Here is a 14,936-nt window from a genome sequence, read left to right on the forward strand (position 1 = left end):
GTATGACTGAACTTCAGGGGGAAGTGTGACAGGAGCGAGTGAGCGCGACGGGTGTAAAGGGGACTGGCGTGGCGATTCATGGACCGTCCCCGGCTATGTCGATTTGAAGAACCTGGGCAAAGGCGGTAGTGGCCGGGTAGTGGTCGCCCGCCATATCGCGACCGGCCGGAACGTCGCTATCAAGTACCTCAATGAGGAACTGTGTTCGAGGTCGGAATTTCGCACTGCCTTGCGAACCGAGGCCCGGCTGCTCAGTGACCTGACATCGCCTCATGTGACACGCCTCTACGAGTACGTCGAGGCCGAGCAGGGCGCGGCCATCGTCATGGAACTCGTTTACGGCGCCGCACTCCGCGCCCTGCTGAAGAGGAAGGGGTCCACCCACCCCGAGGCCGCACTCGTCGTGCTGAAAGGGTCCCTGTTCGGGCTGGCCGCCGCGCACGGCGTCGGCGTGGTGCACCGCGACTACAAGCCCGAAAACGTGCTGGTGAACTGGGATGGCCGGACAAAGCTCGTGGACTTCGGAATTGCCGCGCGCACCGGCGACCGCCACAACTTGTGCGGTACCTGTGCCTACATGCCTCCGGAACAGTGGAAAATGGAGGCCGCAACTCCGGCCGGTGATGTGTACGCGGCGACCGCCACCCTCTACGAGTGCCTTACCGGCGTGCGCCCGTTCGAGGGGCCGGAACCCTATGACTTCCTGCGCCAGCACGCCGAGGAGCCGGTGCCCATGGACGGGGTGCCGGAAGTGGTACGCGGGCTGATCCGGTACGGCATGGCCAAGGACCCGGCGCTGCGGCCCCCGAACGCCCTCGACTTCCTGCGGGAACTGGAGTGGGTGGCCGGGAACGCGTACGGACCCGACTGGGAGGACCGCGGCCAGAGTCGGCTGGCCGCGCTGGCGGCGGCACTGGTGCCGCCGGCCATCTCACGTCTGGACGCTCGTCTGGTGGGTTCCTCGGCCGAGCTGGCCCGCACCGTGCTGACCGCAGGGCGTCGCGGTCGGCTGCACCGGCGGGGCGATGTGCTCACCGGCGCGGCCGCCGTGGCGGTGGCGGGGCTGCTGAGCCTGACACCCAGCGGCTGGACGGGCGGACCCGAAGCGCACGCCGGTGCTCACACCCAGGCCGTCACCACGCTCGACGTACAAGAGGACACCGGTTCGGCGAAGGAGACGCGGAGCACCGAGCCCACCCGTACGACCGGGCCGGTTTCGGACTCCGGCAGGACCGGCACGTCTGGCGCCCAGGACAGCGGCATGGACTCCAGGACCCGGACGGCTGACACCGGCTCCGACACGGACAGGAACAGTGAGGACGGCGACACCGGAACGAACCCCGACGGGGGTACCGGCGCGGAAGGCGATACCAGCACCGGCGACACCGAGACCCGCGCCCCTGAGGACACCGGCACCCGGGCCGACACCGAGCGCACCCCGGAGAACACCGGCTCGGAGAACGACACCGATCACAGCGACACGGACTCTCCTGACGACGGGAACACCGACGAGGGGAACGGCGGGCCGGACAACACCGGGCCGGACGACCCCGGGCCGGACAACACCGGGCCGGACGACCCCGGCACCGATCAAGCCGACGGTGACGGTGACGGTGGCGGGGGCGCGTTCGCAGGAACCGGCGACGGTGATGCCGGGGCAGCGGGCGGCACCGGCTCCGAAACGAACGTGGGCCCAGGCGCCGACACCGGCGCCACTGCCGATTCGCAGGAGAGCTCGAAGCGCATCTCCAGCTCGCAGTCACTCAGCACCACCAGCCAGAGCAGCACCGATGTGACCCCGCGGCAAGGCGCTCCGGCGGCCGTCGAGGGCGAGCCCGGCTGATGCCGGTCCACCGGAGCCTGTGAGAGCGAGCTGAACGGAGGAGCGAGGATGACGGACCACGGCGAGCGTCCGGTGGTGCCGTGGGATTTACCGGGTCCGGGCCCGGAGCCGACCCTGCAGGACCCGGATGTGCAACCGACCATCAGGGACGTCGACGACGCCACCTACGTTCCGACCGTCCTCGACGACCACTGGACCAGTACCGAGCCCGCGCCCGAGTCCGAAGTCCTGCACTTCGGACCGGGCGTCCCGCCCCTGGGGCTGACGGACACCGCCGTCGACGTCTGGCGCGGCACGGCGCCGCACAAGAGCCGGCAGCAGCCCCGCGGGCGACTGCACCGGCTCCGCAGATACCGCCTGGCGGCGGCCGTCCTGGCGATCGTGCTGGCCTGGCTGTTCTGGCAACGGCAGACGGCGGACCTGCGGATCACTCAGGTGACGGCACAGACGAGCAGCGTCGTCCAGTGCGACGGAACAGCGGAGGTGGTGGCGGTGGTGAGAACCAACGGGGCGGCCGGCGCGCTCACCTACGAGTGGCACCGCAGCGACGGCACCTCTTCGGGTCCGCGCGAAGAGCGACTGGGCAGAGGACAGGACGAGACCCGCCTCCGTCTGCTGTGGACCTTCCACGGCAAGGGCACAAGCAAGGCGACAGCGAGGCTGGTCATCGAGTCCCCTGGCCGGCACACGGCGTCCGCGTCCTTCGCCTACACCTGCCGCTGATCCGGCACGGCCGGCTCGGCCCAGGGATTCCCGCGAGTCGCGACAGGTCCTGCGGCGTCCGGCGGTCGTACTGTCGAACCCGTTACCGAGGAGGACTGCTGATGCGCAGCGTGACCTATTCGATGAACGTCTCACTCGACGGCTACATCGTCGGGCCGGACGGCGGCTTCGACTTCGGGGTGCCCGACGAGGAGGTCTTTCGCTTCTGGATCGACGAGATCCGGGAGGTCGGCGTCCACCTGATGGGGCGACGGCTGTACGAGACGATGCTGTACTGGGAGACCGCCGACCAGGACCCCTCGCTCGACGACGCGGGGCACGAATGGGCCGCGCTCTGGAACCCGCTCCCCAAGGTGGTGTTCTCCACCACGCTGTCGACGGTGCAGGGCCATGCCCGCCTGGCCTCCGGCGGCGTGGCGGAGGAGATCGAGCGGTTGCGGGCCGAGCCGGGGGAGGGCGACATCGCGATCGGCGGCGCGACGCTCGCCGCCGAGGCGGCCGGGGCGGGACTGATCGACGAGTACCGGACCGTGGTCTACCCGGTGCTGGTCGGCGGTGGCATCCCGTTCTTTCCCCGGAACGAGCGCCGGGTGGATCTCGAACTCGTCGAGACCCGCACCTTCGCTTCGAGAGTCGTCTACCTCCGCCACCGCGTGGCGCGCTAGCCGGCCCGTCCGCCGACCCCCGTCAGGCCCCGCGCAACCGCTCGATGACCGGCGCGAACGCCTCCATGTACGGCTCCAGGATGGTCAGATACGTGAAGCCGTAGCGCTCGCGCCGGGCCAGGACCTGGGCGGTGATCTCGTCCAGCGTGCCGACCAGGGTCACCGGAAGGTCCAGTACCTCATCCGCCGTCAGGCCCGGTACCCGGTCCAGCAACGGCTGGATGGCGGCCTCGCGGTCCTCGGTGCCGATCACCACCTGCACGAGCAGGTTCAGCTCGGCCGGCTCCGCGCGGCCCTCCGCGAACTTCCGATACCGCGCCACGCGCTCTTCGAGGTCGTCCGGGCTGATCGGCGTCAACTGCCCGGTGGTGCTGCCCGGTGCCGTGCGCGCACCGGTGAACGCCGCTATGTCGGCGTGCTCGGCGGCCAGCCGCAGCATCCGGTCGCCGTTCCCGCCGACCAGCAGCGGCACCCGTGGCCGCTGCGCCGCCCGCGGCTGGTGCTCCTCGGAGGCCAGCAGGCGCTCCAACTCCTCTATCGTGCGCCGCAGATGGTCCACCCGCTCGCCCGGCGAGCCGAACGGCAGCCCGGCCGACTCGTGCTCGTCCCGCGCGTAGCCGGTGCCGACCCCGAGCTCCAGGCGCCCGCCTGTCAGCGCGTCCGTCGTCGCCACCTCGCGGGCCAGCAGCGCCGGGTTCCAGAAACCGGCGTTGAGCGTGAAGGTGCCGAGCCTCGGCCGCTCGGTGGCCTCGGCCGCCGCCACCAGCGCCGGGAAGGGCGCGGGCATGCCCAGATGGTCGGGGACGAGGATCACGTCGTAGCCGAGCTCCTCGGCCCGGCGGCACTTGGCACGCCACTCCTCGCCAGGGGCGGCCGTGAGCATGTTGATTCCGAAACGGAACGGGCGCGGCATGAACTCTCCTCACCGAGGGGGGACTTGAGCGACTGCCGCGATTCCATCATTCGTGCGCGATGGCCGCCAGTACATTCATGCGGGATGCACGCAACGCCGGCAGCAGCGCGGCCACCACGCCCACCACCGCCGAGCCGATCACCACCGCGACGATCGTGCCCCACGGGATCGCGAGGGCCGTCATGCCCTGGAGCGCCAGTACCTGCTGCGTGCACACGCCCCACACCAGCCCCAGCGCCAGTCCCAGGACCGCGCCGAACACCGCGATCACCACCGACTCCAGCCGGATCATCCGCCGTAGCTGACGCCGGGCCAGCCCGATCGCCCGCAGCAGCCCGATCTCCCGGGTGCGTTCGACGACCGACAGGGCGAGGGTGTTGACCACGCCGAGCACCGCGATGATGATCGCCAGCCCCAGCAGCGCGTACACGAGGTAGAGCAGGACGGCGATCTGGTCCTGCACCAGTTGCTTGTAGTCGGCCAGGTCCCGCACCTGCACCTGCGGGTAGGGATCCAGGGTCCGCTCCAGGTTCGCGCGCAGGTCGTCGTCGCTGGTGCCGGGGGCGGCGTTGACGTACAGCGCGGAGTCCTGCCCGCCCGGCGCGTAGCGCTCCAGGGTGGCGAGGCCGAAGTAGAGCCCGCCCTGGGTGCCGAACCCCTCGGCGGAGTCCTGGTCGGTGAGGGCGCCGACCTTCAGCTCGGCCGAACGGCCGCCCTGGAACTCCACCGGGACGGTGCTGCCCACGCGCACGCCGTGGTCGCGCGCGAAGTCCCGGTCCATGGCCAGGCGCCCGTCCGCCAGTGCCGCCGCGGAGTCCCCCTGGACGTAGGTGATGTTGGCGACCTCGTCGAGCCGCGGATCGTATGCCGCGGCGGTCGTCTCCACGCGGTCGCCGTCCGGCAGCCGCACCGCGACCGGTGTGAACCGCCCCCGCACGACCAGGCCCACCCCGTCGGTGCCGCGCACCTCCTCGGTGACCTCCTTCGGGAACGGCAGGAAATTGGTGTTCTGGATCACGAAGTCGGCGCCCAGCGTCTTGTCGATCTGCTGGTCGAACGACCTGGTCATCGAGGCGCTCGCCACCGACATCCCGCCCACCAGGGCGAGTCCCACCATCAGGGCGGCCGCGGTGGCCCCCGTACGGCGGGGATTGCGCAGGGCGTTGCGTTGGCTCATCCGGCCGATCGACCCGAACAGCGCGGGGAAGGCCGCGCCGAGCACGCGGATGACCGGGCGCACCAGCAGTGGACCGGCGATCACGGTGGCGATCAGGGTCAGCACGACACCCAGCCCCAGCAGCGACGCCGCGGACGAGGTCCGGGTCGCCGCCGCGCACCCCGCGAGCGCCGCCGCCCCGGCCGCCCCGACGACCGCGCCCGCCACGGCGCGCATCCGCAGCGGCCGGCCCACCCCGGCGACCTCGGCGTCCGCGAGCGCGGCCATCGGCGAGACCCCCGCGGCCCGCCGCGCCGGGAGATACGCGGCGACGAAGGTGACCCCGAGTCCGACGACGTACGCCGTCACGGGCGTCACCCAGCCGATGACCATCTCGCCGGCGTCGATGTTCATGCCGAGCAGGCCCATCAGCTCGATGAGCCCGGCCGCCAGGCCGATCCCGGCGGCGAGCCCCAGCGTGGAGCCGACCAGGCCGAGCAGGAGGGCCTCGACGAGGACCGAGCGGCGGACCTGGCGCCGGTCGGCACCGAGCGCGCGCAGCAGCCCCAGCTCGCGGGTGCGCTGGGCGATGAGCATGGAGAAGGTGTTGACGATCAGGAACACGCCCACCAGCACGGCGATCCCGGCGAACCCGACCATCACGTACTTGATGACGTCGAGGAATCCGCCGAGCTGCTCGACGTCCGACTCGGCCTGCTCGCCGGCTGTCCTGAAGTCGTAGGTGTGCGCGCCCAGCGCGGCGGACACGCGCTGTTTGAGCTGCGCGTCGCTGACGCCCTCCGCCGCGTCGACCGAGATGCTGGTGGCGCCCCCCGCTCTGCCCAGCAGTTTCGTCTGGGCGGTCCGGGTGTCGAAGAAGACCAGGGCGGCGCCGGGGTTGGTGGTGGTGAACGTGACGATGCCGACGACCCGGACCTTGAACGACCCGGGCGGTGCGATCACGGTGAGGGTGTCCCCGATACGGACGTCCTTGCGGCCGGCGGTCTCCGAGTCGAGCAGCGCCTGGGCGGGACCGCGCGGGGCGTGACCGGAGGTCAGCTCCACGGGGCTGCGCTCGGTCGGGTTCCAGGCGGTGCCGAGCGTGGGTGCCCCGGTGGTCGGGCCCACCGGCTCGTTGTCCTTGTCGGCGACCGTGAGGCCGTCCACGTCCACCTCGGCCCGCGCCGCCGCGACCCCGTCGACCTGCCGCACGCGTGCGGCGAGCGCGGCCGGCAGGGTGGCCGTCCGGCCGGAGGGCACGGCCTCGTCGAGGTCCTCCTTGGGGCTGACGGTGACATCGGCCGCGGTGGAGGCGAACAGCCGGTCGAACGTACGGCTGACCGTGTCCGAGAAGATCAGGCTGCCCGCGACGAACGCCACGGACAGCAGAACGGCGAGCGCGGAGAGCAGCAGCCGCCCCTTGTGCGCCAGGAAGCTTCTCAGGGTCGCCTTGAGCACGGGTCAGTTCTCCTCGGCGGCCGGGGTGTCCTCGAAACGGGTGCGGATCGTGTCGAACCGCTTCAGGCGTTCCAGCACGGCCTCCGCCGTCGGCCGCGGCATCTCGTCGACGATCCGCCCGTCCCCGAGGAAGAGCACCAGGTCCGAGTGGGCGGCGGCGCCGGGGTCGTGGGTGACCATGACGACCGTCTGGCCCAGCTCGTCCACCGCCTCGCGCAGAAAGCCGAGCACCTCCAGGCCGGCGCGCGAGTCGAGGTTGCCGGTCGGCTCGTCCGCGAAGATCAGCTCGGGCCGCGAGGCCAGGGCCCGCGCACAGGCCACGCGCTGCTGCTGGCCCCCGGAGAGCTGCGACGGCCGGTGCCTGAGCCGGTCCCGCAGGCCCAGGGTGTCGATGACCTGGTCCAGCCACTTCTCGTCGGGCTTCCTGCCCGCGATGTCCATGGGCAGGGTGATGTTCTCCAGCGCGTTCAGGGTCGGGATGAGGTTGAACGACTGGAACATGAACCCGATCCGGTCCCGGCGCAGCCGCGTCAGCTCGCGCTCCTTCAGCCCCGTGATCTCCGTGTCGCCGAGCCACACCTGGCCGGCCGAGACGGTGTCGAGCCCCGCCAGGCAGTGCATCAGCGTGGACTTCCCGGAGCCCGACGGCCCCATCACCGCGGTGAACCGCCCGCGCGCGACATCCACGTCCACCGAGTCGAGCGCCAGCACGGTCGTCTCGCCCGAGCCGTACGCCTTGGTCAGACCGCGGGCGCGGGCCGCGATCCCGTCGGCCGACGCCAGGCCGGGGGCGTGCTCCGCAGCAGGTGTGGACAAGGCCGCCTCCTCGGGGTGGATGTCCGGACTTCGTCGTCTTGCCCGAGGGTAATGTGACGCGGCCCACACTCGGTATCCTCCGTGAGTCGGAGTCCCGGCCTTGCCGGTGCTAGCATTCTCGCGCTAGCGTCGAGGTATGGCGAAGACCCAGCTGAACGTGCGAGTCGACGAGGGCACCGCCCGAGCCGCCCGCGAACGCGCCCTGGCCCGCGGTATGAGCGTCAACCGCTACATCGAAGAGCTGGTCAGACAGGACACCGGCGAGGTGGGCCACACCTTCGTGGAGGCCGCCGCCGACTTCATGAAGCAGTACGAGTCCGTCTTCGCCGACGAATTCGGCGTCGATCGTGAGGGCACGCGCGAAGGTCGTCACTGATCCCTTGAACAACCTCGAGATCGATCTCGCCTGGCTGCTGATGCTCGCCGAGCACAAGACCCCGGGAGACCCCCAGGTCACCGACTGGGGAGCCCTCGTCGCCGCCGTCGCACGCCACCAGGCCGCCATATTCGACGTCCCCGTCTACGACAGCCCGCACGCCCGCGCCGCCGCGCTGCTCCAGCTCTTGATCCACGTCCCCGCGCTGGAACGCTCCAACGCCCTGTTCGCCTCCGCCGTCGCCTACGCGTATCTCGTGGCCAGCGGCGCCAAGGTCGTCACCTCGCCCGAGCAGGTCCGCGACCTCGCCAAGCTGGTCAAGGGCGGCGAGGCATCCGTGCGGGACATCGAGCAGGAGCTGCGGCAGTGGAGCCTGTGATTAGGAGCTGACCGGGCGCCATGCCGTGCCCAGCACGCAGTACGAGGCAGGCAGCCTCGGCCCCTGCTCCGGCATCAGCACCTGCCGGTAGGGGCCGAGTTCGAAGCCGGCGTCGCGCAGCGCCCGCACCGGCTCCCGCGACAGATGGCAGCCCCCGTTCAGCGCCGGCCACACCGTCCGGTCCAGCGCGCGCTGGCTGAAGGTCATCACCCGGCCGCCGCCCCGGCCGTGCTCGAAGAACCGCACCTCACCGCCCGGCCGCAGCACCCGCCGGAGCTCCCCGAGCGCCCGAGGCACGTCCCGCACACTGCACAGCACCAGCGACACCACCGCCGCGTCGAAGCCCTCACTCTTGACCGGCAGCGCCTCGGCCGCACCCGGCACCACATCCACCGGCACCTCGGCGCGCAGGGCGGCCTCCACGGCAAGCCGCCTCAGCCGCCGCTCCGGTTCGATGGCCACGACCTCCGAGACGGCGCCCGGGTAGTGCGCGAAGTTCAGCCCGTTGCCCGCGCCGATCTCGAGCACCCGCCCGGACAGCCCGTCGAGCAGTCTCCCGCGCACGCTGCCCATGCCCATCCGGGTCTCGGCGGCGACGCTGATCCGGGCGTAGTAGCGGGCGAACAGCGGATGGTGCAGGGCATCCCGCGGCACCTTGCCGGAGCGGAGCGGCATGGGGACCTCCCTGCTAGGCGACCTACCGGGATTGTCCCCCGCCGGGCCCTCGCGCACCCCTGCCGCCGACAACTCGACTAGCCCAGACGGACCCGGCCCAGCACCGGAAGATGATCACTCCCGGTCGCTTCCAGGGCGGACACTTCCGTCACCTCGGCTCCTCTCCCCAGCACCTGGTCGATCCGCGCCACCGGAAAGGCGGCCGGCCAACTGAACGCGAACCCCGAGGGCGGAGCGTCCAGTTGGGAGGTGAGCGGACCGAGCCCCCGGTCCTGCACCGTGCCGTTGAGGTCCCCCACCACCAGGAGCCGGCCGGCCGGGTCGTCCGCGATCCGGGCCCCGAGCAGTGCCGCGCTCTCGTCACGGGCCGCCGACGTCAGGCCCGTCGGACCCAGACGGACGGACGGCAGATGGACCACATAGACCGCGACCGCTCCACCGGGCGCGGACACCGTGGCCCGCAGCCCGCGCTGCCAGCTCTCCGGAAAGCCCTCGGGCCGGATGTCCACGGGCCGTACGTCCGACAGGGGCCAGGCCGACCACAGACCCACCGTGCCGTGGACCGCCCGGTGCGGCCGGGATGCGCCCAGGACCTCCTGGTACGCGGGCCGTGCGGAAGGCGTCAGCTCCTCGACGGCCACCAGCTCCGCACCCGTGGCGAGCAGAGCCCGTGCGGTGCCGGAGCGGTCGGAGTTGTCATCGGCCACGTTGTGCTGGACGACCCTCAGGTCGTACGGCTCCGGGGGCGAGGAGAACCACAGCCCGCCGAACATCCAGAACCAGACGGCCACCGGCGCCAGGCAGGCGAGCAGCCCCGCCTTCGACCGCCTGAGCGCGGCGAGACAGCCGAGCAGAGGCACGGCCACGCCCAGCCACGGCAGGAACGTCTCCAGGAGGCTTCCGAGCCGCCCGACCCCGTTGGGCACGGCGGAGTGCAGGCCCAGCAGGCCGGCGACACCGACGGCGCCCGCGACGAGCCAGGCGTCCCACGACCGCCCGGCTCGCCGCTCTGTTCGGTCGGCCACGGGTCCTAGCCGAGTTCCGTCGCAAGGAGGGCGGCCGTCCGGGCGACCAGCGCGTTGTCGGTCGGGGCGTCCTCCTCGGGCTGGGTCGTCAGGACGGACAGCACGATCGGAGTGCCGTCCGGCGTCCAGGTGATGCCCACGTCGTTGGAGCCGCCGTGCCGTCCTCCGCCGGTCTTGTCGGCGAGCGGCCAGTCGGCGGGCAGGCCCTTGCGGAACTTCTCGGTGCTGGTGGTGTTGCGCAGCAGCCAGTCCGTGATCCGTGCCCGGTCCCTCGGCTCCAGCGCGTTGCCGAGCACGAGACGGGCGTAGGACAGGCCCACGGCCCGCGGGGAGGTCGTGTCGGTCACGCGCCACGGCTCCGCGGAGTTGAGCTCCGGCTCCCACCGGTCGAGCCGGGTGACCCCGTCACCGATCGAGCGGCTGAAGCGCGTGATGGCGGTCGGTCCGCCCAGCTCCTTCAGCAGCAGATTGCCCGCGGTGTTGTCGCTGAAGCGAATGGTGGCGTCGCACAGTTCGCCGACGGTCATGCCGGTCGCGATGTTCTCCTGCGTGATCGGGGAGTGCCCCGACTTCGTGACGTAGTCCTGGGTGTAGTGGATACGCCGGGCCAGGAACTCGCCGTCGCGGTCGAGGTCGCGCAGGACGGCCGCGGCGGCCAGCGTCTTGAACACCGAGGCCATCGGGAAGCGTTCGTCCGCCCGGTGGGCCACGGTCCGGCCCGTGCGCAGGTTGCGGGCGTAGACGCCCAGCCGCGCGGTGTGCTCCTGTTCGAGCTCCCTCAGCCGTGCGGTGATGCCACCCGTACCGGGTAACGCGTGGGCCGTGCCGCCGCCGAGCGAGAGAGCGGCGGCCGCGCCCAGGGCGAGGGCCGTGCGGCGGGACGGGCGTGAGTGTGTCGCGTGCAAGGCGTTCCCTCCAGAGGTGATCACGTACGTAGTTCAACACGCGATCACGTCCGCGCCGGTTTCACCGCGCGCCCGCCGGGACTCAGGAGACCCGGGGCGCCTCCCGCACCCGGAACGCCTCCGCGTCCCACGTACCGTCCAGACGAGGCGCCAGCCAGAGCGGCGCGGCCGACCGGAAGGCGGCGGGGGAGAGGGCTCCGGCCCCGGCGGGAACGGAGCCCAGCAGCGGCGCTCCGGCCACGTCCGGCAGGTCCGCGAGATTGCAGCGCGCGGCGAGATCCGGGGCCGCGGGCCAGCTCCCGATCACGATCCCGGCCAGGTCCAGCCCACGGGAACGGAGTTCACGCGCTGTCAGCTCCGTCGTGTTCAACGTGCCGAGCCCCGCCGACGCCACCACCAGCACCGGCGCCGACAGCAGCCGGGCAGCGTCCGCCAGCGTGCCGCCGGCCGCGTCGAACCGTACGAGCAGTCCGCCCGCCCCCTCGACGAGCACCAGGTCGTGCTCGGTGGCCAGCTTGGCGGCGGCCTCCGCGACCTCCTGCGGATGCACCGGGGTGCGACCGGCCCGGCGGGCGGCCGTGGCCGGCGCCAACGGCTCGGGATACCGGGCGAGTTCGGCCGTCGTCACGGCGCCCGCGAGCCGCGCGACCTCGGCGGCGTCCCCCGGCTCGTCCGGCCGTACGCCCGTCTGCGCGGCCTTCAGCACGGCCACCGAACGGCCGGCCGCCCGCGCCGTCGCGGCGACGGCGGCGGTCACGACCGTCTTGCCGACCTCCGTGCCCGTGCCCGTGATCACCAGTACCGACATGTCATCCCTCCCGCGCCGCCGAGCACACCGCCCGCGCGATCCGCGCCACGTCCGCGTCGCCCGTGACGAAGGGCGGCATCGTGTAGATCAGATCGCGGAACGGCCGCAGCCACACGCCCTCGCGCACGGCCGCCTCGGTGGCCGTCTTCATGTCCACGGCGTGATCCAGTTGCACGACCCCGATGGCGCCGAGGACCCGCACGTCCTGCACACCCGGCAGCTCCGAGACCGCCGCGAGCCCGTCCCGCAGCCCCGCCTCGATGCGCTTGACCTCCGCGAGCCAGTCCTGGCCGAGCAGCAGCTCGATCGAGGCACAGGCCACGGCCGCCGCCAGCGGATTGCCCATGAAGGTCGGGCCGTGCGCGAGCACCGGCACCTCGCCCCGCGAGATCCCGTCGGCCACCCGAGCGGTGCACAGCGTCGCCGCCATGGTCAGATAACCGCCGGTCAGCGCCTTGCCCACGCACATCACATCCGGCGTCACGGCCGCGTGCTCCGCCGCGAACAGCGCGCCCGTACGGCCGAAACCGGTCGCGATCTCGTCGAACACCAGCAGCACGTCGTGCGCGTCGCACGCCTCGCGCAGCACCCGCAGATAAGCGGGGGAGTGGAAGCGCATCCCGCCAGCGCCCTGCACCACCGGCTCGACGATCACCGCCGCCAGCTCGTCGGCGTGCCGCTCGACCATCGTGCGCAAGTGCTCGGCGTACGCCTCGTCGTACTCGGCAGGCGGCGGGTCCGCGAACACCTGACGCTGGAGCACCCCGGTCCACAGCTCGTGCATCCCGCCCTCGGGATCGCACACCGACATCGGCTGCCAGGTGTCGCCGTGGTAGCCGCCGCGCCAGGTCAGCAGCCGCTGCTTGCCGGGACGGCCCAGCGAACGCCAGTACTGCAGGCACATCTTGACCGCGACCTCGACCGACACGGACCCCGAGTCGGCGAGGAAGACATGCTCGAGGCCGTCGGGAGACATGTCGACAAGGAGCTTCGCCAGTCGTACGGCGGGCTCGTGGGTGAGCCCGCCGAACATCACATGGCTCATCCGCTCCAGTTGCCCGCGCGCCGCCTCGTTGAGCACCGGGTGGTTGTAGCCGTGGATCGCCGACCACCAGGACGACATGCCGTCGACCAGCTCTCCCGAGCCGTCGGCGAGCCGCAGTCGCACCCCGCTCGCCGACTCCACGACGAGCGGTTCCTGCCGTCCGGGCATCGGGCCGTACGGATGCCACACATGCCGCCGGTCGAGCTCCAGCAGCTCGGGCACCGTCAGCTCGGGCACCGTGCGCTCAGGCATTGGGCGCGAGGTCCGTTCCGGCGCCCCGGCGGCGGACGGCGACCAGGTCGGTACGGGCATCGGCGGCCGTACGGGACTCGGAGACCTCCGGGGCGGCGTCGGCGGAACCGCAGCCTCCGCCCCCCTCGGAACCGCAGACCCCGCCACCGTCGTGGCAGCCGCCGCCCCGGTGCTCGGGCAGCGTCACCTGGTCGGTGCCCTCCACCTCGAACCCGGCGTCCGCGATCATCTCGAGGTCGGCCTTGCCCGCCTGGCCCTCGGTGGTCAGGTAGTCGCCGAGGAAGATCGAATTGGCCAGGTTCAGGGCGAGCGGCTGCATCGAGCGCAGATGGACCTCCCGGCCGCCCGCGATGCGCACCTCGACGTCCGGGCACACGAAGCGCACCATCGCCAGAATCCTGAGGCAGCGCTGCGGGGTGAGGTTCCACTCCTTGGCCAGCGGGGTGCCCTCGACCGGGATCAGGAAGTTGACCGGAACCGAGTCCGGGTCCAGCTCGCGCAGCGAGTAGACGACGTCCACCAGGTCCTCGTCCGACTCGCCCATGCCCGCGATCAGCCCGGAGCAGGCGGAGAGGCCTGCCGCGTGGGCCTTCTCGACCGTGTCCACCCGGTCGGCGTAGGTGTGCGTGGTCGTGATCTCCCCGTACGTCGCCTCGGACGTGTTGAGGTTGTGGTTGTAGGCGTCGGCGCCCGCCTCGCGCAGCCGCTCGGCCTGCCCGTCGGAGAGCAGTCCGAGACAGGCGCACACCTCGACGCCCTCGTTGCTCTCCTTGATCGCCTTGATCGTGTCGGAGACCCGGTCCACGTCCCGGTCGGTCGGACCGCGCCCGCTGGCCACCAGGCACACGCGCTTGGCGCCTCCGGCCACACCGGCCGCCGCCGCGTCGGAGGCCTGGTCGGGTTTGAGCCAGGTGTACTTCAGGATCCCGGCCTGGGAGCCGAGCCGCTGCGAACAGTAGGAGCAGTCCTCGGGACACAGGCCGGACTTCAGGTTGACGAGATAGTTGAGTTTCACCCGTCGGCCGAACCAGTGCCGGCGCACCTTCCCGGCCGCGGCCACCACATCGAGCAGGTCGTCGTCGGATGTCGCGAGGACGGAAAGTGCCTCTTCGCGGGTCGGCAGCTCGCGCCGAAGCCCCTTGTCCACCAGCGTGTTCAGCAGGTCCATGAGAGCCGATCCTGTCCTACGGACCCGCTCCGGGCCAAGGAGAGTTCGCACAACAGAGTCGCTTCGAGGTGTGGGTATTGCCACATACTGACCTGCTGGTGGTCCCGCTAGTGTCTGTGCACTGCCTACAAAATTCCCGGAGGACCCCCCATGGCGTTCGGCTGGATCGACGAGCAGGCGCGAGTGCGCCGCCGCGCCGGACTCGTACGGACTCTGCGCCCCCGTCCGGCCGCCTCACCGCTCCTCGATCTGGCGAGCAACGACTACCTGGGGCTGGCCCGGCACCCCGAGGTCACCGAGGGCGCGGCCCGTGCCGCGCGGGTCTGGGGCGGCGGTTCGACCGGCTCCCGGCTTGTCACGGGGAGTACCGAACTGCACGCGGAACTGGAACGGGAACTGGCCGAATTCTGCGGTGTCGAGGCGGCCCTCGTCTTCTCCTCCGGCTACGCGGCCAACCTCGCGGCGGTCACCGCGCTGGCCCCGCACGGCTCCCTGATCGTCTCCGACGCGGGCAACCACGCCTCGCTCATCGACGGCTGCCGGCTGGCCCGCGGTTCGACCCAGGTGGTGGCGCACGCCGAGCCGGACGCCGTGCGCAAGGCGCTCTCGGCACACGAGGGCGCGGCGATCACGGTGTCCGACACGGTCTTCTCGGTCGACGGCGACGCGGCCCCGCTCGCGGCCCTCGCCGCGGCCTGCCGGGAGCACGGCGCGGGGCTGGTGGTCGAC

Annotated in this window: 15 protein-coding genes; 6 read left to right on the top strand and 9 right to left on the bottom strand. The window is 71.8% G+C overall.

The window, feature by feature from the left end:
• The first annotated feature begins 25 nt into the window (after positions 1 to 25).
• The 3 genes from ACFTZL_RS26835 (at position 26) to ACFTZL_RS26845 (ending at position 3,231) form a co-directional block, all read left to right on the top strand.
• Entirely contained in the window at positions 26 to 1,843 is a 1,818-nt protein-coding gene (locus ACFTZL_RS26835; protein WP_382587713.1) for a protein kinase, read from the top strand.
• Between the two features lie 129 nt (positions 1,844 to 1,972).
• Positions 1,973 to 2,566 carry a hypothetical protein gene (locus ACFTZL_RS26840; protein WP_382587715.1) on the top strand — a complete coding sequence of 198 codons (594 nt, stop codon included), beginning with the start codon at positions 1,973 to 1,975 and terminating at the stop codon, positions 2,564 to 2,566.
• Between the two features lie 101 nt (positions 2,567 to 2,667).
• Entirely contained in the window at positions 2,668 to 3,231 is a 564-nt protein-coding gene (locus tag ACFTZL_RS26845) for a dihydrofolate reductase family protein (RefSeq protein WP_382587717.1), read from the top strand.
• Between the two features lie 22 nt (positions 3,232 to 3,253).
• Here ACFTZL_RS26845 and ACFTZL_RS26850 read toward each other — a convergent pair whose 3' ends face one another.
• From ACFTZL_RS26850 to ACFTZL_RS26860, 3 genes are read right to left on the bottom strand one after another with little or no spacing between them, the layout of a single operon-like run.
• Positions 3,254 to 4,144 (bottom strand): LLM class F420-dependent oxidoreductase, encoded by an 891-nt coding sequence (locus ACFTZL_RS26850; RefSeq protein WP_382587719.1) that lies wholly within the window; start codon positions 4,142 to 4,144, stop codon positions 3,254 to 3,256.
• 46 nt (positions 4,145 to 4,190) lie between these two features.
• A complete protein-coding gene (locus ACFTZL_RS26855) occupies positions 4,191 to 6,758 on the bottom strand; it encodes an ABC transporter permease (protein ID WP_382587721.1) in 2,568 nt (855 codons plus the stop codon).
• 3 nt (positions 6,759 to 6,761) lie between these two features.
• Positions 6,762 to 7,574: an ABC transporter ATP-binding protein gene (locus ACFTZL_RS26860; protein WP_382587723.1), complete on the bottom strand. Its 813-nt coding sequence runs from the start codon at positions 7,572 to 7,574 to the stop codon at positions 6,762 to 6,764.
• Between the two features lie 136 nt (positions 7,575 to 7,710).
• Here ACFTZL_RS26860 and ACFTZL_RS26865 point away from each other — a divergent pair, with 136 nt between their 5' ends.
• Together ACFTZL_RS26865 and ACFTZL_RS26870 are read left to right on the top strand one after the other, a co-directional pair.
• Positions 7,711 to 7,950 carry a toxin-antitoxin system HicB family antitoxin gene (locus tag ACFTZL_RS26865; protein WP_184599608.1) on the top strand — a complete coding sequence of 80 codons (240 nt, stop codon included), beginning with the start codon at positions 7,711 to 7,713 and terminating at the stop codon, positions 7,948 to 7,950.
• A gap of 4 nt (positions 7,951 to 7,954) precedes the next feature.
• A complete protein-coding gene (locus ACFTZL_RS26870) occupies positions 7,955 to 8,329 on the top strand; it encodes a fic family toxin-antitoxin system, toxin component (protein WP_382587725.1) in 375 nt (124 codons plus the stop codon).
• Here the strand turns inward: ACFTZL_RS26870 and ACFTZL_RS26875 are convergent, their stop codons facing one another.
• The 6 genes from ACFTZL_RS26875 to bioB all read right to left on the bottom strand — a co-directional run bounded on the left by ACFTZL_RS26875 (position 8,330) and on the right by bioB (position 14,207).
• Positions 8,330 to 9,004: a class I SAM-dependent methyltransferase gene (locus tag ACFTZL_RS26875; RefSeq protein WP_382587727.1), complete on the bottom strand. Its 675-nt coding sequence runs from the start codon at positions 9,002 to 9,004 to the stop codon at positions 8,330 to 8,332.
• Positions 9,005 to 9,081: 77 nt separating this feature from the next.
• On the bottom strand, positions 9,082 to 10,029 hold the full coding sequence (locus ACFTZL_RS26880; protein ID WP_382587729.1) for an endonuclease/exonuclease/phosphatase family protein: 948 nt from the start codon (positions 10,027 to 10,029) through the stop codon (positions 9,082 to 9,084).
• 5 nt (positions 10,030 to 10,034) lie between these two features.
• On the bottom strand, positions 10,035 to 10,934 hold the full coding sequence (bla, locus tag ACFTZL_RS26885; RefSeq protein WP_382587731.1) for a class A beta-lactamase: 900 nt from the start codon (positions 10,932 to 10,934) through the stop codon (positions 10,035 to 10,037).
• A gap of 82 nt (positions 10,935 to 11,016) precedes the next feature.
• Complete coding sequence (gene bioD, locus ACFTZL_RS26890) at positions 11,017 to 11,742, bottom strand: dethiobiotin synthase (protein ID WP_382587733.1); 726 nt, start codon at positions 11,740 to 11,742, stop codon at positions 11,017 to 11,019.
• A gap of 1 nt (position 11,743) precedes the next feature.
• The gene (locus ACFTZL_RS26895; RefSeq protein WP_382587735.1) at positions 11,744 to 13,039 is read right to left on the bottom strand and encodes an adenosylmethionine--8-amino-7-oxononanoate transaminase; all 1,296 of its coding nucleotides are present in this window, start codon (positions 13,037 to 13,039) and stop codon (positions 11,744 to 11,746) included.
• Entirely contained in the window at positions 13,032 to 14,207 is a 1,176-nt protein-coding gene (bioB, locus tag ACFTZL_RS26900) for a biotin synthase BioB (protein ID WP_382587737.1), read from the bottom strand. The genes ACFTZL_RS26895 and bioB overlap by 8 nt, the downstream gene beginning before the upstream one ends.
• Before the next feature lie 150 nt (positions 14,208 to 14,357).
• Here bioB and ACFTZL_RS26905 point away from each other — a divergent pair.
• On the top strand, positions 14,358 to 14,936 hold a 579-nt coding region (locus ACFTZL_RS26905), incomplete at its 3' end, for an aminotransferase class I/II-fold pyridoxal phosphate-dependent enzyme (RefSeq protein WP_382587739.1).

The sequence above is a fragment of the Streptomyces sp. NPDC056948 genome, from assembly GCF_042674225.1.
In the GTDB taxonomy this organism is placed as follows: Bacteria; Actinomycetota; Actinomycetes; order Streptomycetales; family Streptomycetaceae; genus Streptomyces; species Streptomyces purpurascens.